The sequence below is a fragment of the Sulfitobacter litoralis genome (genome assembly GCF_900103185.1).
Lineage (GTDB): Bacteria > Pseudomonadota > Alphaproteobacteria > Rhodobacterales > Rhodobacteraceae > Sulfitobacter > Sulfitobacter litoralis.
Window position 1 is genome coordinate 72,632 of sequence record NZ_FNJD01000013.1, and the last position, 22,010, is coordinate 94,641.

21 protein-coding genes and 1 pseudogene are annotated in these 22,010 nt (G+C 56.0%); 7 read left to right on the forward strand and 15 right to left on the reverse strand.

The features are described 5' to 3' along the window. Window positions 1–63 precede the first annotated feature (63 nt). Window positions 64–960, reverse strand: coding sequence for a LysR family transcriptional regulator (locus BLQ98_RS11630; protein WP_167354540.1), 897 nt, complete (start codon window positions 958–960; stop codon window positions 64–66). A gap of 132 nt (window positions 961–1,092) precedes the next feature. On the opposite strand from BLQ98_RS11630, the gene BLQ98_RS11635 reads away from it, so the two are divergent. The 3 genes from BLQ98_RS11635 to BLQ98_RS18480 are packed head-to-tail and all read left to right on the forward strand — an operon-like array spanning window position 1,093 to window position 4,053. Beyond that, window positions 1,093–1,605, forward strand: coding sequence for a TRAP transporter small permease (locus tag BLQ98_RS11635; RefSeq protein ID WP_167354541.1), 513 nt, complete (start codon window positions 1,093–1,095; stop codon window positions 1,603–1,605). Then, window positions 1,602–2,912 carry a TRAP transporter large permease gene (locus tag BLQ98_RS11640; protein ID WP_093733486.1) on the forward strand — a complete coding sequence of 437 codons (1,311 nt, stop codon included), beginning with the start codon at window positions 1,602–1,604 and terminating at the stop codon, window positions 2,910–2,912. The genes BLQ98_RS11635 and BLQ98_RS11640 overlap by 4 nt, the downstream gene beginning before the upstream one ends. A 28-nt stretch (window positions 2,913–2,940) precedes the next feature. Further along, a complete protein-coding gene (locus BLQ98_RS18480) occupies window positions 2,941–4,053 on the forward strand; it encodes a C4-dicarboxylate TRAP transporter substrate-binding protein (protein WP_237273510.1) in 1,113 nt (370 codons plus the stop codon). A 184-nt stretch (window positions 4,054–4,237) separates the two neighbouring features. Here BLQ98_RS18480 and BLQ98_RS11650 read toward each other — a convergent pair whose 3' ends face one another. After that, a complete protein-coding gene (locus BLQ98_RS11650) occupies window positions 4,238–4,711 on the reverse strand; it encodes an Lrp/AsnC family transcriptional regulator (protein WP_093733487.1) in 474 nt (157 codons plus the stop codon). A gap of 102 nt (window positions 4,712–4,813) precedes the next feature. Between BLQ98_RS11650 and BLQ98_RS18630 the strand changes: the two genes are divergently transcribed. From BLQ98_RS18630 to BLQ98_RS11660, 3 genes are all read left to right on the forward strand, one after another. Continuing rightward, window positions 4,814–4,945 carry a hypothetical protein gene (locus BLQ98_RS18630; protein ID WP_341833158.1) on the forward strand — a complete coding sequence of 44 codons (132 nt, stop codon included), beginning with the start codon at window positions 4,814–4,816 and terminating at the stop codon, window positions 4,943–4,945. Then, window positions 4,942–6,258 (forward strand): aminotransferase class V-fold PLP-dependent enzyme, encoded by a 1,317-nt coding sequence (locus tag BLQ98_RS11655; protein WP_341833159.1) that lies wholly within the window; start codon window positions 4,942–4,944, stop codon window positions 6,256–6,258. The genes BLQ98_RS18630 and BLQ98_RS11655 overlap by 4 nt, the downstream gene beginning before the upstream one ends. Window positions 6,259–6,429: 171 nt before the next feature. Then, window positions 6,430–7,647 carry a GAF domain-containing sensor histidine kinase gene (locus BLQ98_RS11660; protein ID WP_093733488.1) on the forward strand — a complete coding sequence of 406 codons (1,218 nt, stop codon included), beginning with the start codon at window positions 6,430–6,432 and terminating at the stop codon, window positions 7,645–7,647. Between the two features lie 154 nt (window positions 7,648–7,801). Here BLQ98_RS11660 and BLQ98_RS11665 read toward each other — a convergent pair whose 3' ends face one another. From BLQ98_RS11665 to BLQ98_RS11725, 13 genes and pseudogenes are all read right to left on the reverse strand, one after another. Further along, entirely contained in the window at window positions 7,802–8,194 is a 393-nt protein-coding gene (locus BLQ98_RS11665) for a response regulator (protein WP_093733489.1), read from the reverse strand. A 38-nt stretch (window positions 8,195–8,232) separates the two neighbouring features. Then, window positions 8,233–9,681 (reverse strand): sensor histidine kinase, encoded by a 1,449-nt coding sequence (locus BLQ98_RS11670; protein WP_244148426.1) that lies wholly within the window; start codon window positions 9,679–9,681, stop codon window positions 8,233–8,235. Then, complete coding sequence (locus BLQ98_RS11675; RefSeq protein ID WP_093733490.1) at window positions 9,678–11,195, reverse strand: ATPase domain-containing protein; 1,518 nt, start codon at window positions 11,193–11,195, stop codon at window positions 9,678–9,680. The genes BLQ98_RS11670 and BLQ98_RS11675 overlap by 4 nt, the downstream gene beginning before the upstream one ends. Window positions 11,196–11,354: 159 nt before the next feature. Then, complete coding sequence (locus BLQ98_RS11680) at window positions 11,355–12,536, reverse strand: benzoate/H(+) symporter BenE family transporter (RefSeq protein ID WP_093733491.1); 1,182 nt, start codon at window positions 12,534–12,536, stop codon at window positions 11,355–11,357. A gap of 510 nt (window positions 12,537–13,046) precedes the next feature. Beyond that, entirely contained in the window at window positions 13,047–13,931 is an 885-nt protein-coding gene (locus tag BLQ98_RS11685) for a polysaccharide deacetylase family protein (protein ID WP_093733492.1), read from the reverse strand. 3 nt (window positions 13,932–13,934) lie between these two features. Next, window positions 13,935–14,360, reverse strand: a complete 426-nt coding sequence (locus tag BLQ98_RS11690; RefSeq protein ID WP_167354542.1) for a nuclear transport factor 2 family protein — start codon at window positions 14,358–14,360, stop codon at window positions 13,935–13,937. 16 nt (window positions 14,361–14,376) lie between these two features. After that, window positions 14,377–15,849, reverse strand: a complete 1,473-nt coding sequence (locus BLQ98_RS11695; RefSeq protein ID WP_093733494.1) for an amidohydrolase family protein — start codon at window positions 15,847–15,849, stop codon at window positions 14,377–14,379. A gap of 86 nt (window positions 15,850–15,935) precedes the next feature. Next, window positions 15,936–16,961, reverse strand: a complete 1,026-nt coding sequence (locus BLQ98_RS11700) for an ABC transporter substrate-binding protein (protein WP_093733495.1) — start codon at window positions 16,959–16,961, stop codon at window positions 15,936–15,938. A 35-nt stretch (window positions 16,962–16,996) separates the two neighbouring features. Then, window positions 16,997–17,770 carry an ABC transporter permease gene (locus tag BLQ98_RS11705; RefSeq protein WP_208596058.1) on the reverse strand — a complete coding sequence of 258 codons (774 nt, stop codon included), beginning with the start codon at window positions 17,768–17,770 and terminating at the stop codon, window positions 16,997–16,999. Between the two features lie 10 nt (window positions 17,771–17,780). Next, entirely contained in the window at window positions 17,781–18,632 is an 852-nt protein-coding gene (locus BLQ98_RS11710) for an ABC transporter ATP-binding protein (RefSeq protein ID WP_093733497.1), read from the reverse strand. 201 nt (window positions 18,633–18,833) lie between these two features. Next, entirely contained in the window at window positions 18,834–19,511 is a 678-nt protein-coding gene (locus tag BLQ98_RS11715; protein ID WP_208596059.1) for a TetR/AcrR family transcriptional regulator, read from the reverse strand. Between the two features lie 214 nt (window positions 19,512–19,725). Next, window positions 19,726–21,315, reverse strand: a complete 1,590-nt coding sequence (gene ggt, locus BLQ98_RS11720; RefSeq protein WP_093733499.1) for a gamma-glutamyltransferase — start codon at window positions 21,313–21,315, stop codon at window positions 19,726–19,728. A 71-nt stretch (window positions 21,316–21,386) separates the two neighbouring features. Then, window positions 21,387–21,596: pseudogene (locus BLQ98_RS11725) on the reverse strand (oligopeptide/dipeptide ABC transporter ATP-binding protein); the annotation flags it as partial. A 142-nt stretch (window positions 21,597–21,738) separates the two neighbouring features. Here BLQ98_RS11725 and BLQ98_RS11730 point away from each other — a divergent pair. Further along, the coding region (locus BLQ98_RS11730) for a transposase (RefSeq protein WP_141135321.1) at window positions 21,739–22,010 on the forward strand (272 nt) is incomplete at its 3' end.

Sequence of the window (22,010 nt, forward strand, 5' to 3'; positions counted from 1 at the left end):
AAAATCGCGTTATGGGGCGGTTACGCAAATAGACTCGCGATATCGCGCGATAACCGAAAGCGATCAACCCAGCGGGGGGAAGTGACCGCGAAACTGCCGCAGCAAGCCGGTATCTGCCTTGATGCTCCATGCCATTGCGATCGTCGCTTCTGCATCCAGCCCCTCGACCGGTGTCAATTCCAGCGCGGCGGGCAGACTATCGGCCATGCTCGTGGGGAACAGCGTCACGCCGCGCCGCTCGGCCACGCGCTGCAAGATCACCTGTACGTCCCATGCCTCGTCCACCACCACGGGGCTAAGCCGCGCCCGATCACACGCGCTGTCGAGAAGGGCGCGCCAAGACCGCCAGTTTTCGCGCAGCCCCATGACAAAGGGCACGCCTGTTAGGTCTTCGACCCGTTCGGGGGCTTCTCCGGCGGGGGCGACCACACCAATGCGCGAGCGCCAAACCGGCATCTGGTCGATCCCCGGCGCGCCGACGGTGGGATGAGACAGCAGGAAACCAAGATCGATCACGCCAGATTTCAGGTTTTTCAGCATGTTATCGGTAGACATGACATGCATCTCGACTTGCACACCCGGCACGCTGCGGTGGAAAGCATCCAGCGCTTCAGAGATTTGCCGCGAGGTGGCAAGCGCCGAATACCCGACGATGATATGCCCCCGTGCGCCGGCCGCATTCTGGCGCGAGGCGCGGATGGTTCGTTCGAACTGGGCCACCGTCTGGCGCGCATCCTCAAGAAAGACGGCCCCCTCGGGCGTGGGCAGAACGCGCGGGCCGCTGCGGTCAAAGATACGGAACCCCAAATCGATTTCAGTGTCTTTCACGGCTTTCGAAATGGCGGGCTGCGCGATATTGAGCGTCTCGGCGGCTGCGCGAAACCCGCTGGCGTCCGCCACGGCCAAAGCATATCGCAGATGCCGCAGGTCGAGCCGGGTGGGTTTCTTGGTGTCGGTCATGCGCATGTTCCCGGGTGATCGCGTTTCGTTATCACTCGATCAATCATCGCTATTTGTCAACCGCCCCCTGAGCGGAGAGGTTGAGGCGGAATGACGGGCTTGGTCCCCGTTTTGGTATGGGGAGGAGGCCCGATGCTGACACTATTCAACAAATTATGCGCATCGCTGATGTTTATTGGCGGCTTCGGGGTCATCGCGATGATGCTGAATATCGTGGCCGATGTCGTCGCGAAACTGGTGTGGAATGCGCCGATCCAAGGCACCGTCGAGATGTCTTCCTATTATTATATGATCGCGCTGGTGATGCTGCCGATGGCCTTTGTTGAAATGCAGGACCAGCAGATCTCGGTCGATCTTTTATTCAATCACTTTCCCAGCTGGCTTCAGAAGCTGGCCTTGGTACTAAGTTGCCTTGCCGCAGCGGCGATCCTTGCGGTGATGACATGGCGTACGGGGCTTGATGCCGCGCGGGCGCTGCGCGTCGGAGAGGTGGTCATGGGCGGGCGCGAGGTCATCGTCTGGCCGTCACGCATGGTGTTGCCGCTTGGCTTCGGCCTTGCCAGTCTCGCGGCTTTTCTTCGCGCCATCCTTGTGCTGCGCGGGCAGCCCGTCACGCAATCTCAACTTGATGGGAACATGTCATGAGCAACCTTTTGATCGGATGGATCGGCGTCGGTAGCCTGTTCGGCCTGCTGGCCTTTCGGATGTCCATCGGCACGGCGCTTATGGCGGTGTCCTTTGTCGGCATCACCGTCATGTTCAACCTGCAAGCCGCACTTGGGATCGTGAGTGCGATGCCGTTTAACCTGATCGGCGACTGGTCGCTGACAGCGATCCCGATGTTTCTGTTTATGGGCTTTATCGCGGCCAATACCGGCCTGACGGCGGGCGCGTTTGATCTGCTGCGCGTTTTGTTGGCGCGGGTGCCGGGCGGATTGGCATCGGCGAGCGTCGGTGCCTGTGGCCTGTTCGCCGCGGCCTCTGGGTCGTCCATCGCGACGACTGCTGCCATGTCGAAAATCGCCGTGCCCGAGATGCTGCGGGCAAACTACCACCCGTCGCTGGCCACCGGCGTCGTCGCGGCGTCTGGGACGCTTGGTTCGCTCATTCCGCCATCGATCCTGATGGTGCTTTACGGCATCTTCACCGAGCAATCGATCGGCCAGCTGTTTATCGCAGGTGTTATTCCCGGCGTGCTATCAGCGTTTGTTTATATGGCGATGATTACCGTGCGTGCCACGGTGACACCTGCGCTTGCGCCACCCGTAGTAGAGCGGATTGACCGCAAGAAACTGCTGCGCCTGTTGTGGTCGGTCTGGCCGTTTCCTGTGTTGGTTCTGGGCGTTTTAGGTGGCATCTTTGGTGGGTTTTTCACGCCGACCGAGGCAGGGGCCGTCGGGGCGTTTCTGGCTGCAACCGTCGCGCTGTTGCGTCGTTCACTGACGCGCAAAGCACTGGCCGAGGCGATCCGTCAGACGACGTTGGCGACGTCTTCGATCTTCTTTCTGTCCATTGGAGCGGTGATGTTCACCCGTTTCATGGGGCTGTCAGGTGTGCCACGGGCGCTGACCGACATGATGCTGGCCGTTTCGGATAATCAGATCGTTATTATCCTGATGATCGCTGCGCTGTTCATCATTCTGGGCATGGTGATCGATTCCATCGGTCTGATCCTGCTGACGCTGCCGATCCTTCTGCCGGTGCTAGAGGCCGCTGACATCAACCTGATCTGGTTCGGCATCATCTGCATCAAACTGCTTGAAATCGGCCTTGTGACGCCACCCGTTGGGCTGAACCTTTACGTCCTACACAGCGCGCTATCGGGCGAGGTCAAGCTCAGCGACATCATCTCGGGCACCACGTGGTTCATCGCTATGGATATTTTAACCCTGTTCATCTTGATCGCCTTTCCCGCGATCAGCCTATTCCTGCCCTCGCTCATGGCGCAGTGAAAACTTTTCAACCGGAGGAGACGACAATATGAAACTGAAGACATCCCTTTTGGCCCTCGCGGCCTGTGGCCTTGGCACTGCTGCCATCGCGCAAAACGCCAACCACTTCTTTGCCGAACGCCATTCGATGGTGCGCGGCCCCTATGTCGAGTTCGCCAAGCGCGTGGCCGAGGAAACCAACGGGGACGTGAACTTTACCGTTTTCGCCGGTGGATCGCTTCTGCCGCCGGCCGCATCCTTGCAAGGCGTGCGCGATGGCGTGGCACAAGTGACCTATCACGCGGGCACCTACACCCCGTCCGAACTGCCCGTTGCCAACCTGATCGGCAACTTTGCTTTCTATAACACCGATCCGATGGTCATGGCCTTTGCCTCGACCGAATTCGGCCTCACCAACGAGGCCGCACTGGCCGAGTGGAAAGAGAATGGCGTCGTTTTCGGCGGCGGATATTCGACTTCGCAATACTACATGATGTGCAACACGCCTGTCGCTACCTACGAGGATATTCAGGGCAAGCGTCTGCGCATGGCGGGCGGTGCCTGGTCACGCTTTGCCGAACATGTGGGCGCGGTACCCGTGTCTATCCCGTCAAGCGAGATGTACACTGGCCTCGACACAGGATCGCTTGATTGTGCGGTTGCGGCTGCGGATGCGTTGGATTCCTTCTCGCTTTCGGATGTGGTCACGCACATGAACACGTTGGCCGTCGGCAACTATTATGCCGGTTTCGAATGGGGCTATAACCCTGCGTTCTGGCAAGGCCTGTCGGAAGAGTCGCGCGGCGTATTGTTTGACCAGATGGCATACTACCTTGCGCAGCACCGGGTCGAGTTTGACAAAGATGTTGAAAAAGCGGTTTCCGCGGCCAAAGAAGGCGGCATGGAGGTGTTTGAACCTGATCAGGCTTTGACGGATGCGCTGGCGGAATTTGTGATCGCCGACGAGGCCGTCCTGATCGAGAACGCCAAGGGCCGCGGCATCGAGAACCCCGAAGCGCTGCTGGAAGACTATAAGCGCATCGTTGATCGCTGGGCCGATCTGCTGGCGGATGTGGAGCACAGCGAGACGGACGCATTGGCAGCATTGGCCAAAGCAGAGATCTACGACAAGCTGGACCGTGCAAACTACGGCATGCAGTAACTGCTAATCATCGCGTCGTTCGGTTACGCGGAGGCGGTATTGCCGACTAACAACCGGACGCGTTGGACCCTACAGGCCGCGGCTATTGTGCCGCGGCCTGTTTTGTATGCGGGACCTTGCCGATGGTGCAAAGAGCTGCGCCGAACGCCCTTCTTTTTAACGCGCAATGCGCCTTTGGGCCGCGTCAGACCGGCAGGTCGCGCCGATCGGCGATGGCTTCCATGGCGATGCAGGATGTAACTGTTTCTAGCGCGGCCCCTGCGATCAATCGCTGATAGATGCGATCAAAATCATTCATGTTCTGCGCGACGATTTTCAGCATGTAATCGTAATCTCCGGCGATCCGAAACACGTCAATGATGTTCTCGATCCCAAGGACCGTCTTGCGAAAGGTCTCGAGCCATTCCGGAGAGTGATCCCGTGTGCGCAGCATGACAAAAACCGTTAATCCCAGCCCGATCCGCTCATGATCCAGCCGCAGCGTTTGGCCGGTGATGACCCCCGTTTCCCGTAAGCGGACGATGCGACGCCAGCACGCATTCTGCGACAGCCCCACCCGATCAGCGACGTCACGTTGCGACAGCGACGCATCTTTTTGGAGCACGCGCAAAATCGCGGCATCGATCCGGTCGAGCTTTGGGGCTGGTTGTTGGGTCATTTGAACGAAAAACCTCGGAAAGTTGGTGGTAATAGGGTAAGTTTATTGCAGCTTCTCATGTCATTGTCACTTTAACTTACGGCAAGATAGAAGGATTGACCCATGACCGAGACGCCCGAGCTCTTTGACAGCTTTCGCCACGAGATTACTGCTGGCGACATCATACCCGATCTGCGCTCTGGCTTGATAGGAGAGGGCATGATGGTCCCTGGGCCACGCGGCCCCACCCTTTGATCTATGCAGATTATGTCGCCTCCGGGCGGGCGCTAAAGCAGCTTGAAGACCGGATCGCCAAGGATGTGCTTCCCTATTATTCCAACGCGCATACCGAAGCGTCTTACTGCGGCCGACATATGAACCGTTTGCGGGCGCAAGCCCGACGCGTTGTGGCGCAGGCGTGTGGCGCGGACACGGATCATGCGGTTATCTTTGCCGGGGCCGGGGCCACAGCTGGACTGACAAAGCTGGCCGCTTTGCTTGGGGTCGATGCGATGATGGCCGAGGGAAAGCGCCCGCTGGTGCTGATTGGACCTTATGAGCATCACTCCAACATCTTGCCATGGCGCGAATCCGGCGCAGAGGTCATAGATATCGCCGAAGCCGCTGCTGGCGGGCCCGATATGGATGATCTGGCGGCACGGCTCGCGGCCCATGCCGACCGGTCCGTGATTGGAAGTTTTTCGGCCGCATCGAACGTCACGGGCATTGTCAGCGATGTCGCCGCGATCACCCGTTTGCTCAAGCGGAGCGGCGCGATGAGCGTCTGGGATTATGCGGGGGCAGGGCCGTATCTGCCCATTGATATGGGGATGGGGATGGATGCGGTCGTCGTGTCGCCGCATAAATTCATCGGGGGGCCGGGGGCTTCTGGCGTGCTGATCTTGCGCCGCGATGCAGTCAAGCGCGCCCGGCCGACCAGCCCGGGTGGCGGCACAGTGCGCTTTGTATCCCCCTGGGGGCAGGATTATGCTGCCGATGTGGTCGCACGAGAAGAAGCCGGCACGCCCAATGTCATCGGCGATATCCGCGCGGCACTGTGTTTTATTGTGAAAGAGGCAATCGGCGAGGCGCATATGGCAGCGACCCTGAGCGCGCATCGGCGCAAAGCTTTGACGGCGTGGCGAAACGTGCCGGGGCTGACTATTCTGGGTACGGTCGATGCCACGGCCTTGCCCATTTTTTCTTTCATGGTCCGCGACCGATACGGGAGTGTCGTGCACCCGCAACTGGTCTGTCGCATCCTCTCTGATCATTTTGGCATTCAAGCCCGCGGCGGATGTGCCTGTGCCGGTCCTTATGCACACCGCTTGCTGGGGATCGACCGGGCACAATCTGATCAGCTGCGTGCGGAAATTGCATCTGGCAACGAAGTCGCCAAACCCGGCTGGACCAGGCTTGCATTCTCGGTCCTGATGGACGACGCCAAAGTGGAATTTATCACCGATGCCGTGTCCTGTATCGCGCGCGATCCAGAAGTCTTTACAGAGGCCTACGCGGTAGAGGCGTCGACCGCGCGCTTCACCCCAAACTTACAGCTCGCTGGGTAAGTCAGTGTCGGTCGAATACTCACCCGCTTAGCGCGAAATCATGGCAAACTTCCCGCTGTGATAGTTGCGGCAACGTTTAACCAAACCCAGACGCACCGGTGGCTAATAAATAATTGATTAGACACAATTTCTAGTCAATAGTCGCTGAATAAAGAGTTAACGAGGTGCACATTGAGAACCTATCCTATTCCCTTCAATGAAGAAGCACGCCTTAGATCAGTCTTTGCTGTTCCCGGCCTGACCGAAGCAAATAGTGGCGTTTTCGATGCCATTTGCGACGCGACACGAAAGATACTGGATTGTCCAATTGCACACATCAGTGTCGTTGAAGGTGAGACCCAGTGGTACAAGTCCGTCGTTGGTATCGCGCTTGACCGGATGTCCAAGAACAACAGCTTTTGCACCCATACGATAATGTCGGGTAAACCGATGGTCGTGCCGGATCTCAGCAAAGACCCTCGGTTCGAGACCCATCCGATGGTAGCTGAAGGCGGGCCTGGTGCCCGGTTCTATGCGGGGGTCCCGTTGGTGTTGTCGTCTGGGCACCGATTTGGGAGCCTGTGCGTCCTTGATCTGGTTCCTCACGAAGCGCCATCGGATCACCAGATGTCGATCTTGACAGATTTGGGAAAAGCCGTCGTCGCCGCGTTGGAAGGCGTGCCGCCAACCCCGGTAGATCTTACGAAAGACGAAGGCGCGAAATCGACCTTTATCACCCTTATCGGCCATGAATTACGAACGCCGCTGACCATTCTCTTTGGGAGCTTGCGGTTGCTCGAGGCGATGGCAGATCGTGGCGTTAATGCAGGGCTGATCAGTTCGGCACGAAAATCGACAGAGCATCTTATGGGGCTGGTTGAAGCGATTATCACCTATAGTGACGCGTCGACCGGAGAGCTTTCCCTGAACGAACAAGATTGCGAATTGGACGATATTCTGAACGGTGTTGCCCAATTGGTATTGCCGGGTGCGAATGGCGAGTTGAAGTCGATTGCGCTAGATGAGAATGCGCACACCGCATCCATTTACATCGACCCCCATCATATCAAACTTGCTTTGCACGCGCTTGCCCTTAATGCGATCAACCACGGCGGATCAGAGATCACCATCGGAAGTAGGTTGGATAGCGCTAGAAATCTTGAACTTTCAATCACTGATACCGGCACATTGGACGACAATATTGATCTCGCGGCGCTGTATGAACCTTTCGTCGTCGGGGGGCATATTAGAACCAGAGATACCCGCGGGGGTTTGGGGCTTGGCTTGCCGTTAACCCGAAAACTGGTTGAGCTTCATGGTGGTGAATTCGAGGTTCAAGCCACGGATAAGGGTACAGCTGCGATCGTACGCTTGCCTGCTTGGCGCGTCGGTCGGTTGCGGATCGTGTAAATCGAAGTCGCGACAGACCTTAGCCCTTTTGAGAAAGCCGACGTCTGCTTGCAATTTCTATAAGATGTAGGACCCTAGCCGTTGGTATTGTAAACAAAAAAACGGCGGGGGCGACCCTGCCGGTATAAAATCGACCCTACCTTCGAACTCCGGCCTAGACGGAATGTTCTTCGGACGCCGCGATCGTTTTCATATCGCTAATAATTTGCGCTGTTACATAGGGCTTGGAATAGAATTTCGAACCCTCCGGCATAACCTCATCCGTCACGCCCACGACGCCCGACGCGATAAGAATTTCTACTGACGGCCAGCCTTCGCGGATGCAGGCCGCAAGTTTTAGCCCATTGATGGACCCTGGCATGTCGATATCTGTAAACAGGATTCCGATATCATTATTGTCGCGGATCAGTGCCATCGCTTCATCGGCCGAACAGGCTTCGTAGGTCTTGAAACCAGCATCGCCTATCATGTCGACGGCGTCCATGCGCAGCAGGGGTTCGTCTTCGACAACAAGGACGGCAAGCCGTGAGGTGTTTTCGGAATACATAGCGCAGCGCAACCTTTCATTCTGCAGAGACGGAAGTATCAGAGCAGCAATCCGGAGCCGGGCGCACTGAGCTTGAAGTGTAAACCTTCTGGGTCGTAAGAAAGTTCCACCTTTCCCTGAAAATATCCTGCGAGTGCCTGTTCGATCATCCGGCTGCCAAAGCCGCGTTTGGTTGGGGGCGAAACCCGGGGGCCGTCTGTCTCGACCCAAGTGAACGTGAAGACATCATCTTTTTTCGCCCAGCAGATGCGGACCTTGCCGCCCTGAGCCGAAAGAGAGCCGTATTTGCTGGCATTGGTGCTTAGCTCATGGATCGCCATGGTCATCGCCAGCGCCTGCTTTGAACCCACTTCGAGATCCGGTCCCTCGATATCAAAGCGACCTTCACCGGTGCGATGCGCTGCCAGTGCGGCGTCGACCACTTCGGGCAGCCGGGTTTCTGCCCAAGACGTCGCGATCAGGCGGTCATGGGCCTGGGCCATCATGGCGATACGCGATTGCAAAGACGTCTGCGCATCCCGAAGATTATCTGCCAGCCGGAGGGTCTGCGAGACCATTACATTGACCATGGCCAGCGTGTTTTTGACACGGTGGTTCATTTCACCCAGCATCAAGTGGCGCTGTTCTTCGGCGACTTTGATTTCGTGAATATCGGTGCAACTGCCATACCACCGCAGAATGGTACCGTCCTTGTCTAGTACCGGCTGGGCCCGGCCAAGCACCCAGCGATAGTCGCCCGAACGATGACGCAGGCGGTATTCGATCTCGTAGTTCTCACCGGTGCTGAGGCTGTGGCGCCACCGCTCCCATGCGCGCTCTTGATCGTCGGGGTGGAAAATTCCGTTCCAGCCTTCGCCGTCGGTAGAGCCAGCAGGCACGCCGGTAAATTCGTACCATCGATCGTTAAAATAGTCGTGAAACCCATCGGGTAAGGTAGACCAGATCATTTGGTCCACCGAATTGGCAATGGCTTGAAATTTTGCTTCGCTCTCGAACAGCTGGCGTTCGCGCAATTGCAATTCTTCGAGCTGGCGACGCGCTTGATGCTGCCGACCGCGGGCTGTCAGTGATGACCGCACGGCGCGGATTAACTCTTCGGCATGAAGCGGGCGCGACAATAACACGGCGTTGCTTAACGTGTCGATGCGCTGCGCAGCCCGCTCGCTGCGGCTGCCGGTGGTCCCATTGGCAAGAACGATAAACGGCACGTCCGACCAAGACGGCTGCGCATCCAGTGCAAGGGCCAGCGCGTCGGCATCCGCGCCGCTGAGGGCTTCCTCGGTGATCAGCACCGCGCCGATATGTTGTGATATAAGCTCGGACAACTGCGTCAGCGATAAGACGGAGATCGACGCGATCCCATCCTTCGCCAGTAATTGCCGCGCGACGGTCTCATCCCGCCCCCGCGGTGCCATGACCGCAACGGACGAGAAGAAATCTAAAGGCGGCGCTTCCTGAGTTTCCCCGAGTGGCGGCAGGCCTGTCACTTTGGTCCATCCTTGTCGTCGCCCCTGAGCGCCATAAGGTGATCCTTGGAGGCGTTATAGACAGGGGAACCGGACAGAATGGATGAGAAGCCGCGGAGCGGCTCGCCGATGCTGATGCCATCTTGATCGATCTTGAACTCACGAATACTGCGTTCATGGTCCGACGTCCGCGTCTTGATGACAGATATGGATTTGCGAATTTCGCCCCCTGCCTCGAAGAACCGCATCATCAAAACGGTGTCTGCTAGATAGCTGATGTCGATATCCGAGCGCAGGTCGCCGGTAACGCCATGTTGGCCAAGGACCATGATCGAAACCACCCCCTGCTGGGCGAGGTAGCTGAGCAGCTCGTGCATCTGGAGCACCAGAAAATTATCGCTGGGCATCGCGTGCAGATAGGCGTTCAGACTGTCGATCACCACAACACTGGCATCACTATCCTCGACCGCGCTACGCACGGCATGGGCGAACTCACCAGGTGACAATTCTGCCGGATCAACTTGCCGGATCTGCAGCGTCCCGTTGTCGATGAACGGTTGCAGGTCCATACCAAGCGCCTTGGACCGGATCATGAGCGTCGAGAGGCGTTCGTCGAACAGGAAATAGGCGGCGTTCTGTCCACGCTTCAGCGCCGCGATCATGCAGCGCACCGCAGTTGTCGTCTTACCCACGCCCGCAGGGCCTGCCATCAGCGCATTGGTGCCGGGGAACAAACCGTCGCCTAAGAGCGCGTCCAGCTCTTTGAGCCCCGTGGTAACAGGGTCCGTCGAATGCGTGCGGTGATGTTGCGCTGCGATCAGACGGGGATAGACGCAAATGCCGCCCCGCTCGATCGTGAAGTCATGATAGCCGCCGTGGTACTTTAGCCCGCGCATCTTGATCACCCGCAGGCGTCGCCGCTCAGAGCCAAAGTCATTCGCCAAGTGCTCCAGCGAAATGACGCCGTGGGCGATCGAATGTAATTGCAGATCGCCTGGTTCGGCGGTGCGGTCATCCAACATCAATACTGTGCATTTGCGACGCGCAAAGAAATGCTTGAGCGCAAGGATTTGCCGCCGATACCGCAGCGGATTCTGGGCTAGCAAACGCAGTTCCGACAGGCTATCAAGTACGACCCGGTCCGGATTGGTTTTTTCTACCAAATCAATGATCCCGCGCACGGTTTCACCAAGCTCAACTTCGCTTGGGTGTAGTAGGGATTGTTCGTGGTCGGGGCTGAATTCATCTTCTGCCACCATCTCGAACAGTGCGATGTTATCCAGGGTCCAGTCGTGCGACCGTGCCACGGCGGTCAGCTCATTCACGGTTTCGGACAGAGTAATATAAAGCCCCTGACTGCCCGCCGCACGTCCTTCCATCAGGAACTTCAACGCGAGCGTTGTTTTGCCCGCTCCGGGGGTGCCTTCGACCAGATAAAGCCGTTCGGGTGTAATGCCACCGCGCAGCACATCGTCGAGACCCGAAGTCCCGGTTGATAACCTTTGCGCTACGTCGGGCGTTGTTGTTTCAGTCATTCTGCATTTTCTTCAGTTGGTTCATTTTTGGTTAACTAGGTCACTCGGTCAAAGTGTAAACTGGGCAGTTGGAATACGTTATCATCAGATATAAATCTTTTCATGGAAAATATATGTGCAATGCATCGACTTTTTTTAACCTCTGGTGCCAATAGAAGCTCAGGCCTTTAATCGATGCGCGATGGCCTTTGCCACCCAGATGATCGCCCCTACGATGACGCCCCAAAACGCGCCGCTTATGCCAAAAAGCGTCATACCGCTTGCCGCGATCAAGAACGTCAGCGCCGGTGCCTCTAATTGGGTGGGCGTGGTGAACGCCGCCGAGAGCGAGCCAACCAAAGCGGGGATAAGTGCAAGCCCGGCCACCGCAGTGATCAAAGCAAGCGGTGCTAGGCTTGCCAGTGCGGTGATCAGCGCGGCAGCAAACGCAAGCAGGATATAGACAATCCCCGAAGTGATTGCCGCCCAATAGCGGGTTGCCGGATTGCGGCCCGCGTCGTCGCCAGCCATCATCGCTGCGGTGATCGCGGACATGTTGACAGGAATGGACCCGAACGGTGCAAACGCAAGACTGACAAGGCCGGTCTTGCGGATTAGGGGTTGGCGCTCGACTGAATAGCCGTTCAATTCCAGCACCGCAAAACCGGGGATATTCTGCCCCGCCATCGTCACTAGATACAGCGGCAGAGCGACAGAAAAGAAGGACTGAACCGTAAAGAACGGGGCTGTTAAAGCAAAGGTAGGGAGCCATCCCCCATCGTTCTGAAGCGGGCTGCTCGACGTATCGACGGCGAAAAAGAGGACCACGATAAACGCAATCACAGCGAAAGGCATCGCGGCCAGCCTGTTCCACGTCAAGCCCGCCAGCCATGCAATGAGCACCGGCAAAACCAGCAAGGGAATGCTGCCAAGTGCAAGCGCAGGGGCAAGACAGAGCTTGAGCAGAACGCCCGCGAGCAGGGCATTTGCAATGGGCTTCGGTATCGCGGCCACGATCCGGCCAAGCGCGGGGACCAGCCCCGTCAAAACGATCAATCCGGCGCAGTAGATCAAAGCGCCCACGGCTTCGGCAAACCCGCCAGGCAAGATGGCCGTTGTCGCAAGAAAGGCCGCCCCCGGCGTAGACCATGCCACTGCGGCGGGGATGCGCGTTACGGCAGGAAGCCAGATGCTGCAAATCCCCATGCCGAGGGTCGCGAAAAACAGACCCGTCGTCGCCTGCGCGCCAGTGGCCCCCATTGCGGTCAACCCGGCCAGTACAATCGCGAATGACGCTGAATATCCGACAAATGCGGCAAGTAGGCCCATGGAAACTGCGGGCACTGAAAGATCGCGGAACATTGAAAGATGCCTCGGTTGCGGATTTTCATCACCCTTATCGAACCGGTCTGAAACTTCCAGAGTCGCTCTTCAATAAATCCAGCTAGAATACAGTCGTGTCGGAATGAGGGTGCAGGTAGTGGGGCATTGCCAACCCTACGTATCGGGCATTTCGGACCCTACAGCGGCCCGAGGGCCTGATCTTAAGAATGTCTAAAGTGAAGTGGCTGGGATGGTAGGATTTTCTGCCATAATATCAGTGACTTGATGGCATTTGAAAGTTTGTCCGGTTTGTTTTCTTGAGAATAGGTTTGAGTCGAATGTGTGTCACGGACAAGCATGTTGGCCGTCAACCGCTATCACTCTCGGTGTAAACGAGGTGTTAGATATGCGGTGACGGCTGAACGCTCGTGGTCTGCATTCGCGAAACCGAGCCTCTCAAGGGGAAAATTTAACAATCTCGGGTAGCGGTTCTCATGAGAAGCGCAATCCTGAAAAACACGATACGATAAAGTGGGCTTACCGTATCGCTCAGGGAACCAAGTCAGGTATCACTTCATAACAGTAGTCTGAAATAGCCCCGCTTGTCGTCAGCCATACCTGGTCTTGATTGGAAACAATATGAGACAGCGCCCGGCGTAAATGTCTAAGCCTATAGGGCTGTCCGACCAAATAGGGATGCAAAGCGATGCCCATGACAAGTGGTTGCCGCGACGACTGTTCAAGCATTTCGTCAAAGTTATCGATGATCATATTCGCGAATTCGGCCGCACCATCCTTGCGTGCGGCGATAGAGGGAATGTCGTTGACCTCTTGCGGATAGGGGATCGACAAGAGACGTCCGTGGCGTGTTTTCATCCAAACAGGTTGATCGTCCATGCACCAGTTTAGCGTATATTTGTACCCAGTCTCTGAAAGTAGATCTGGCGTATCGAAGCTTTCCGAGATCCAGGGAGATAGCCAGCCCTTTGGCTGTTTACCTTCGGCATCGTTGAGGACTTTCGTAGCTTCGGAGATCAGCTCGGCTTCTCTCTCTGTCGTCAGGTCGCTTTGGCGTTCGGAATTCGTTCGCCCGTGCCCGACGATCTCGTGTCCGCGCGCGCTGAACGAGGCCATGAGGTCTGGCGCGTATTCATACATTTCACTGTTGGCGAGCACACTGGCAGGCAGCCCTAATGCATCAAACAACTCTAACAGCCGCCATGCACCAACGCGGTTGCCATAGTCGCGCCAAGCGTAGTTTAGGACATCTGGTTGCGGGCCCCCAGGTGCCAGTTCGGCACCAAGTCCAGAGCCAAAGGAAAAATGTTCGAGATTGAGTCCTATGTAGACTGCAAGCCGTTTGCCTTCAGGCCAGTTATAGTCGGCGCGTTTAGAGATTGGAGAGTAGTCGTACCTACCATGATGAGGGAGCATAATTCAGAGTTCCGCTTCTGCTAAACCAGCCTTGTGCAATATTATTTCGGCACTGTCGTTCCAGACGTCGGTGCTGACAATTTTGCCGTGGCGAACAACGAACTTATCCAAATACCGGTTCGTTTCGAATGTGGTCCCGTCCTTCCACGCCCCGTAAAGATAGCCGGTGTTGTAGACATGGACCTCCCCTGTCGCCTCGTCGAGGGCGGCGTCAGTACGTAGGAACTTCTTCTTGACCCAGTCATATCGTTTTGCGTTGAAGGCGGCGCTCTCTGCGGGGCCGGCGAAAACGCGTCCCCCGGTAAACACCAATTTGAAACCGTCACTGACATAGGCTGCGGCTCCTTCAGGATCGGGCACCATCGACCGTTCAAGATAGCTTTCCACGATTGCTTTTGCTGTGGCTACAGGGTCTGTTTGCTGGGTCATGGCGGTAACTTTCATTTTAATTGGGGTAGGGGAGCGCGCAGGTCGCGCGGCAGAAGCTTTGCACGACAGCGGATGCTGCTGCGTTCATTAAACGTGTTTGAGTGTTTGTCTCATCCAGCCGTGTAGCGGCATCCGCGGCGCGTTTAGCAAGGCTTTGTTCGTCGAGGGTCAGCACGCGGTCATTGGCGAATACATACTCACCCGCAATCATCACCTCACGCAAGCCAGCACCGTTTTCGGCAAATACAATCTGGTCAAGCGGGGTACGCAGTGGCGTATAGTGGCAGTAGCCAGCATCCAGAAACAGCATGTCTGCGGCCCAGCTTTCGGCGATCATACCAACATTCTTAAGTCCCATAATGCGAGCGCTGCCTGTCGTTGACATGGCAAAAGCATCACGGGTGGATATCCATTCTTCGCTGTCGCTTGCCTGTGCCCGACTTAGCGTCGCCGCAAGGCGCATGGCTTCGAACATGGATTGACCGTCACTGGTATTCGAAGCATCCGTTCCGACCCCCAGGGTCACACCGCTGTTCATAAGCATCCGTACGGGTGCAATACCAGAACCGAGCCGCAGGTTGCTAAGGGGGTTGTGGCAGATACAGGCGTCGTGGGCCGCAAGGAGGTCGGCCTCTGATTGCGATAGCCAAACACCATGCGCGCCGCTGAATTTCGGGCTTAGAACCTGTAGATGATCCAGATGTGCGGTAAGGCTGGTGCCATACTTCTGATGTGCGATGACCTGTTGCAGTCGCGTTTCAGCCAAATGGGTTTGCAGCGGTATTTCATGCTGTGCGGCAACGTCTGCGCACGAGGTAAGAAAAGCATCTGAACAGTGCAGCGGGATCGTTGGACCGATCCCGGGTCGGACACGCCCATCTGGTACGGGCCAAGTCGCGAAAGCCTCATTGCATACTGCGATAATATCTTGCCAGTCCGGCATCGACAGGGCGGCAACGATGTCACGCAGGGGCTGGTCAAATTGCTCCAGCAGTCCAGGCAAGGCCTGATAGATGGTCTTGTCTGCGATCATAGGGGCAACGACGGCGCGTAAGCCTGCACCTTGATACGCCTCGGCAACCGCATGGATACCTTCAACTGTCGGGCCTGGTAGTTCTATGAACAGGTCAAAGCAACTTGTGCAGCCTTTGCGGATCAACTCAGCTGCCGAAAGTTCTGCTGCGAGGCGCAGATCATGGGTGCTGCGTGATGCATTCAGCCAAGCTGATCCCGCAAGGAACGGTTCAAGCGTCATGTCACCAGCGACGCCACCACGCCCAAGCGCACCGTGTGAATGGGTGTGGCCGTTCACGAGACCGGGAATAATAAGGCGGTCGCTGACATCAATGCGCTTCGCATCTTCCGGGCCGTCGCCATCTGCGAGTAGGGCCGTAATTATGCCATCCGTCACAAGGATCGAAACGCGCTCGAAGGTTTCATTCTTAACAAGAACGAGCCCACCGCTGAGCAATAACCGATGCTTGGACATATAGAGTTCCGCGAACAAGTTGGTGGGGGAAATTTTCAGGATACCTCACTGCGGCAGGCGATCACCTGCCGCAGTGAGGTTAAGCGTTAGTTAATGGTCGTTTCAAAGCGGCGCTCATCAACCGGAGGAAGGAAGGACCGGTCAAAAATCTCTGAAGCTTCTGGCAGACGCTCCAGATCATAGCCTTTCGCGACGATCTCGATCGAGCGGGTCAGACGTTCGTCTACAAGATCACCCATGCCGATGTCCGTGACTTCAGGGGCGTTCATCAGATTGGTCAGCGCAAATTCCAACCGCGCGCGTTCCAGGTCGGCGTCCACCAGATTGTCATATGCCATAATCGCCTCGACCGAAGTGTCTTGTTTGGCAGATACCTCCATCGTCGCTTTGTTCACCGCGCGCACCAGCCCTGCAACGGCTTCGGGGTTTTCCGCCAGAAGCTCACGGGACACCATCATGCCGTTGGAATACAGGTCCATGCCGTAGTCTTCGAAGTTGAACCAGTTGTAGTCATTTGCCGGGTCTTGGCGGTTTGCAATCAGGTTGAACCAGCTTGTCGAAGTGAACACGAACGCGCCATCGATATCCCCGCGGATCATCATTGGTTCCTGCAGGTTTGGTGCCATGTTTTCTTGGGCGACTTTATCGAGGTCAATGCCGTTGATTTCGGCGAAAACAGGGAAGAGCCGTGTTGTCGGCGTGCCCTGAGCGCCCCCAAGTGTCTTGCCTTCGAAATCTTCAGGGTTTTCGATGCCTGCCGTCTTAGGTGTCACAATCGCGAAAGGGGGACGATTCCACAGTTGATAAACCATGACAGGTGCCTCACCCGGGCGTGCCGCAGCATTCTGAATGATTGCGTTGATGTCGCCAAAACCTGCGTCATAGGCACCACCCATGATCCGCGTCACGGTCGCAGCCGAGCCTTCGCCTTGGTCAATGGACACATTCAGCCCTTCGTCTTCAAAGTAACCCTTGTCCAGCGCCAGAAGGAAAGGCGCATCAGAGCCCTGCGTTTTCCAGCCCAGGGTGAATCGGATGTCGGTCATTTCGGCAAACACTGGGGCTGCGCCAGCCATTAGCGCCAAGGTGGCACCCACGAGAACATTCTTCATTTCAGCTTTCCTTATTTCGATGAGGGGAGGGTTGGTTAGGACATTGCGATGTCATTGCCGCGGGTTGCCCATCCTGTGACGCGCCTCTCAAGAAGCGAAAACAGGGAGTAGAGGGCCACACCAAGCAGAGCGAGAATGATCAAACCTGCAAATACGAGCGACACTTGGAAGTTCGATGAGGCGGTCATCATGACATTTCCGATGCCACGGTTGGACGCCACGGTTTCGGACAGTACGGCACCAACAAAGGACAGCGTGATCGCAACCTTCAGCGCCGCAAAGAAGTAGGGCATGGTGCGCGGTAGCCCGACATTTACCAAGATTTCCCGCTTTGAAGCGCCAAGCGTTTTGAGCACGTCCTCAAGGTCAGGTTCTGTTGTGGCCAGTCCCGTGGCGATATTCACCACAATCGGGAAGACGCAAATCACCATCGCCGTCAGGATCGCAGGTGTCGTGCCCGATCCGAACCAGAGCACAAAAATCGGGACTACTGCGACTTTGGGGATGGATGAAAAGCCAACCAGCAAAGGAGAAGCGACGGCGTAGGCGACTTTGGATGTACCCACCATGATTCCCAATGCCGTCCCAATCGCGACACCAAGCACAAAGCCGGTGAGCGTTGAATATAATGTCTGGGCGATGTGGGGCACCAAGATCGGAAACTTGACCCAGAGCGTCACGAGGATTTCGGACGGGCGCGGCAGAACAAGGTCAGAGACGTCCAGTAAGACGCAAAGTACTTCCCATATCAGAAAGAAGCCGAAGATCAGTGAAAACGACAGCATTCGGATGCGATTTTTCTCGGTCATAGCACTCATCCTATTTACGCACCTGTGCGATCAACTCGCGCAGGCCTTGGGTCATTTCGACAAATTCTGGGCTGTAGATCATGCTAATGTCCCGGGGCTGCGGGATGTTGACGGGTTCGTCCGATATGACCCGTCCGGGTCGTGCGCTCATCACGCAGATACGTTTTGCCAGAAAACCGGCTTCGCGCAGGTCATGTGTGACCAGCAGCACCGTCGGTTTGCGGTCCAGATACAGGTCTTGAAGAATTTGCCAAAGCTCTTCGCGCGTGAATTGGTCCAGCGCCCCGAAGGGTTCATCAAGCAGCAACAGATCGGGCTCATGGATGAGTGCGCGACAAAGGTTTGATCGCTGCAACATCCCACCGGACAACTGCCAAGGATAGTGATTGGCAAAATCCTGAAGGCCTACCTGTTTTAACAAACGATGGACGCGGTCCCGATAAGCCCCTTTACGATCCTTGCGGAATGTCGCCTTGAACGGGGCCACGATCTTGAGCGGCAGCATCACATTCTGCTCGATTGTCAGCCACGGCAGCATAGTGGGGTTCTGGAACGCCATACCGATGCGCAGCTGTTTGGCTGAAGCTTCTCGCCCGCCGACAAGGACTACACCAGACGACGGCTGTATCAGATCGCTCACAAGGCGCAGGATAGTCGACTTGCCGCAACCCGACGGGCCGACAAGTGCCACGAAGTCACCTGCATCCATTTTTAAAGACGTAGGCGACAGTGCTGTAACAGCATCATCTCCCTTGCCGAAAACAACAGACGCCGACTGCAATTCTACTGCATAGCGATATGGCGACGGCCCTACTTGGAGAGGGGTGCCGGTGCTTTGTTTATGATGATTTAATATGTTCATGCAGTCATCAAACTGCAGAGCGGTGAGCCTATAAATAAAATTAAGTAAAAAGTTTTAGAATTAAAAGGCTCCGCTCAAGAAAGAGGCGCGGTCCTGGGTGCTGGCTTGAAATTACAGCACTCCATGTTCCCCTATTGGGGGAATTGACGCTTCTTTCGCTTTCGAGGCAGTTTGGGCGTCAATTCCGAAGCGGCAACAGCGTTAATGATTCTGGATGCCGAGGTAGCTCAGAATGACGTCCTTGGCGTGTTGCCGACGTTCTTCTTGCCACGCGTCGTCATGGAGGTTCTGGCCGACAACAATGCCAAGAGTGGCAGCGTTGTTCAGGTGGTGGGCTGAAAGGGCGACAATACTAAGATAAAGCTGGGCGGGATCAGGCTTTCGACTGAACACTCCGCTTGAATATCCACGTTCTACCAGATTGCGGATTGCTACGATGAGAGGCTCCGACATGTCGCGCATCACAGCTGAGCGCGCGATATACATCCCGTTCAGAGCGTTTTCATTGCGCGTCATTTTGCGAAAATCGGCGTTATTTTTAAAGTAATCGAAGGTGAATTCCACCAGTTCATTCAACTTCGTGACAGGATCCCCTACGCTAAAATTTAGCTGCGCTTCTTGGTCTCGGATCTGTTGAAAAATGTCCTCAAGAGCCGCGATGTAGAGCTGCTCTTTCCCACCAAAATAATGGTAGATCATACGCGAGTTGCACTTGGCAGCCTTTGTTATGCGGTCAATCCGTGCACCGTGAAAACCGTGTTCGGCAAACTCGTCTATAGCGACGGCCAATATTTCGGCTTGTGTCCGTGTCGCATCGCGACTTCTGAATTTAGGGGATTTTGTTGGGGCGTTAGGACTACCACCACATTTTGCCGCCATAATTTCCCCGTCTCGTGTGTCGTTCTTATCTGCCAGATATTCTCAGGCCATCTAATCGGTTCGAAACCGGATGGTAAAGCTGGCGTGAAAGTCCTTTATGCTGCCGGTGCGCCCAATGAGAGGCTGCAAATTGAAGAGAGAATTTGGGGTTCAGATACCGCAAGACGCCGAAATTTATGCATTCTGAACCCCAGTAGATCACAAGAAACTAATACTAAAATCCCAAAGCCATTCCGTCTTTTCTTGAGTCACTCCCACCTGTCAGCAAGCCTGTATCGGGGTCGATATAGATTGCCTGACTCCCACCAATCGGGGATTCCTGCAAGGCCAGCACGTGCCCGCGCGCCGTCAAATCTTCGCGGACTTCCAAGGCAACGCTTGGTTCAATATCCAACACACCATCATGCGCAAAGCTGCGCGGTGCATCCATTGCTTCTTGGATATCCATTCCCAAGTCCAGCACGCCAGACAAAAAGGCTGCGTGGCCAGCCGCTTGATAGTGCCCGCCCATGACGCCGAAGGGCATCACGGCGACACCATCTTTGCAAAGCATTCCAGGGATGATCGTGTGCATGGGGCGTTTGCGTGGCGCAATGGCATTGGGATGGTCTTCATTAAGCCTGAACGACGCACCCCGAGAGTGAAAAAGAACACCTGTGGTGGGGTCTAAACGCGTCGAGCCAAAACCGTGGAAGATTGAATTGATGAAAGACAGCGCATTTCCCTGTGTGTCAACGACGCTGAGATAGATCGTATCTTTATGCTCTGGCTCATTCCAAAGCGTAGGGGGCATAGCTCGGCGCATGTCGATCCGCGCGGCCAGTGCGTCTACGGCCTCGTCAGACAAGAGTGTTTCGACAACATCTGGGCAGTCTGCAGGATCAGCGATCAAAGCATCGCGGTGATGGTATCCAAGTTTAGTTGCCTCAGCGTGCAGATGGATGCGGTCAGCGTCGGAAAGTCCCTTACCCATGTCAAAGCGTGACAGGATCCGTAAAATGAGAAGGGCCGCCAAACCTTGGCCGTTCGGTGGACATTCAAAGACGTCATGATCGCCGTAACGCGATGAAATCGGGTCAACCCAGTGCGCTTGATCCCGACCTTCGTGGAAATCCGCTTCGGTGTGCAGCCCACCAAGAGATTGCAGATGTGCCGCCATTTTCGCTGCCACGTCACCTTCATAGAATCCTGCAGCGCCGTTTTTTGCTATGATGCGCAGACTTTCGGCGAGCAGGGGTTGGGCGTGCATGTCGCCCGCTTTCGGCGCTTTACCTTCGGGCAGAAACAGCTTTGCGGCATGTTCATCACCTCCAATAATATCTGCGTTCGCAGCCCAATCCATTGCGACGCGCGGTGTTACAGGGTAGCCGTTTTCAGCGTATTCTATCGCGCGTGCGAACAACTGGTCCATTGGCAAAGAGCCATGATCCTTGTGCAAAAGGCACCACCCCGAAATGGCACCTGGGATCGTGACCGAATGTGGACTTGTTTGGGGGATCTCATCCGTGAGACCTGCATTTTTTAGAGCTTCGACTGTCGCGGCAGCTGGCGCGCGTCCCGACCCATTCAGGGCCTTCACCTTACCGCCTTTTGGCGCATAAAGCGCAAAGCAGTCTCCACCTATACCGGTCATCAAAGGGTCGACGACACATTGCACAGCCACTGCAGCAATCGCCGCATCTACTGCGTTGCCCCCTTTGGTCAGGATCTCGTGGCCGGCTGAGGTTGATAACGGGTGAGAAGTTGCGATCATCGCTGAAGAAGCAAGCGTACTGGGACGGCGAGCAGAGAAGAAGTCAAACATTACGGGTTTCCTGTAGTTAGCACCACTTGCCACGGGCTCGCGATGATCTTGTTTTAGCTGAAGAGGAACGACTATTTTAATGCCAGCGGATGCAGACACGCGACTGCGCGTTGAAGGCTGAGCTTTCCCAACTGCGGATCTTTCAGCCGGCAATCGTTCTGCGCGCTTGGGCAACGTGTCGAAAAACGGCACCCTTCTGGCAAGTTGAGAGGGCTTGGGATCTCCCCGGACAATGGCTCTGAAAGCGGCTCAAAAAATTGGGGCGCAGCGGCACGAAGAGCCGCAGAGTAGGGATGAGCTGGCGCATTAAGAACAGCGTCGGTCGGGCCTGTTTCGACTGTCTGACGTCAGCACCCTTGGGACAGATTTGAGGATTTGAATAAGGGAGGATTTCTGGTTCATCTTATCGATTAGGAGATCGAGATGACGAAGAAGCCGCAGACATCCAAAGAAGCCGCCGAGAAGGTGGTTAAGAACATCCGCCGCAAGACGCGGCAAACCTATTCAGCTGAAGAGAAGATCCGCATTGTATTGGCGGGCCTGCGTGGCGAGGAAAGCATCTCGGTGCTATGCCGCCGGGAGGGTATTGCTGAGAGCCTGTATTACAGCTGGTCAAAAGAGTTTCTCGAAGCTGGCAAGCGCCGGTTATCTGGCGACACGGCACGGCAGGCGACGTCGCCTGAGGTAAAGGAGCT

Bases quoted from the DNA above. Each gene is read 5' to 3' on its own strand.
- BLQ98_RS11630 (WP_167354540.1), bottom strand. From the start codon at position 960: ATGACCGACACCAAGAAACCCACCCGGCTCGACCTGCGGCATCTGCGA.
- BLQ98_RS11635 (WP_167354541.1), top strand. From the start codon at position 1,093: ATGCTGACACTATTCAACAAATTATGCGCATCGCTGATGTTTATTGGC.
- BLQ98_RS11640 (WP_093733486.1), top strand. From the start codon at position 1,602: ATGAGCAACCTTTTGATCGGATGGATCGGCGTCGGTAGCCTGTTCGGC.
- BLQ98_RS18480 (WP_237273510.1), top strand. From the start codon at position 2,941: ATGAAACTGAAGACATCCCTTTTGGCCCTCGCGGCCTGTGGCCTTGGC.
- BLQ98_RS11650 (WP_093733487.1), bottom strand. From the start codon at position 4,711: ATGACCCAACAACCAGCCCCAAAGCTCGACCGGATCGATGCCGCGATT.
- BLQ98_RS18630 (WP_341833158.1), top strand. From the start codon at position 4,814: ATGACCGAGACGCCCGAGCTCTTTGACAGCTTTCGCCACGAGATTACT.
- BLQ98_RS11665 (WP_093733489.1), bottom strand. From the start codon at position 8,194: ATGTATTCCGAAAACACCTCACGGCTTGCCGTCCTTGTTGTCGAAGAC.
- BLQ98_RS11675 (WP_093733490.1), bottom strand. From the start codon at position 11,195: ATGACTGAAACAACAACGCCCGACGTAGCGCAAAGGTTATCAACCGGG.
- BLQ98_RS11680 (WP_093733491.1), bottom strand. From the start codon at position 12,536: ATGTTCCGCGATCTTTCAGTGCCCGCAGTTTCCATGGGCCTACTTGCC.
- BLQ98_RS11685 (WP_093733492.1), bottom strand. From the start codon at position 13,931: ATGCTCCCTCATCATGGTAGGTACGACTACTCTCCAATCTCTAAACGC.
- BLQ98_RS11690 (WP_167354542.1), bottom strand. From the start codon at position 14,360: ATGACCCAGCAAACAGACCCTGTAGCCACAGCAAAAGCAATCGTGGAA.
- BLQ98_RS11695 (WP_093733494.1), bottom strand. From the start codon at position 15,849: ATGTCCAAGCATCGGTTATTGCTCAGCGGTGGGCTCGTTCTTGTTAAG.
- BLQ98_RS11700 (WP_093733495.1), bottom strand. From the start codon at position 16,961: ATGAAGAATGTTCTCGTGGGTGCCACCTTGGCGCTAATGGCTGGCGCA.
- BLQ98_RS11705 (WP_208596058.1), bottom strand. From the start codon at position 17,770: ATGACCGAGAAAAATCGCATCCGAATGCTGTCGTTTTCACTGATCTTC.
- BLQ98_RS11710 (WP_093733497.1), bottom strand. From the start codon at position 18,632: ATGAACATATTAAATCATCATAAACAAAGCACCGGCACCCCTCTCCAA.
- BLQ98_RS11715 (WP_208596059.1), bottom strand. From the start codon at position 19,511: ATGGCGGCAAAATGTGGTGGTAGTCCTAACGCCCCAACAAAATCCCCT.
- ggt (WP_093733499.1), bottom strand. From the start codon at position 21,315: ATGTTTGACTTCTTCTCTGCTCGCCGTCCCAGTACGCTTGCTTCTTCA.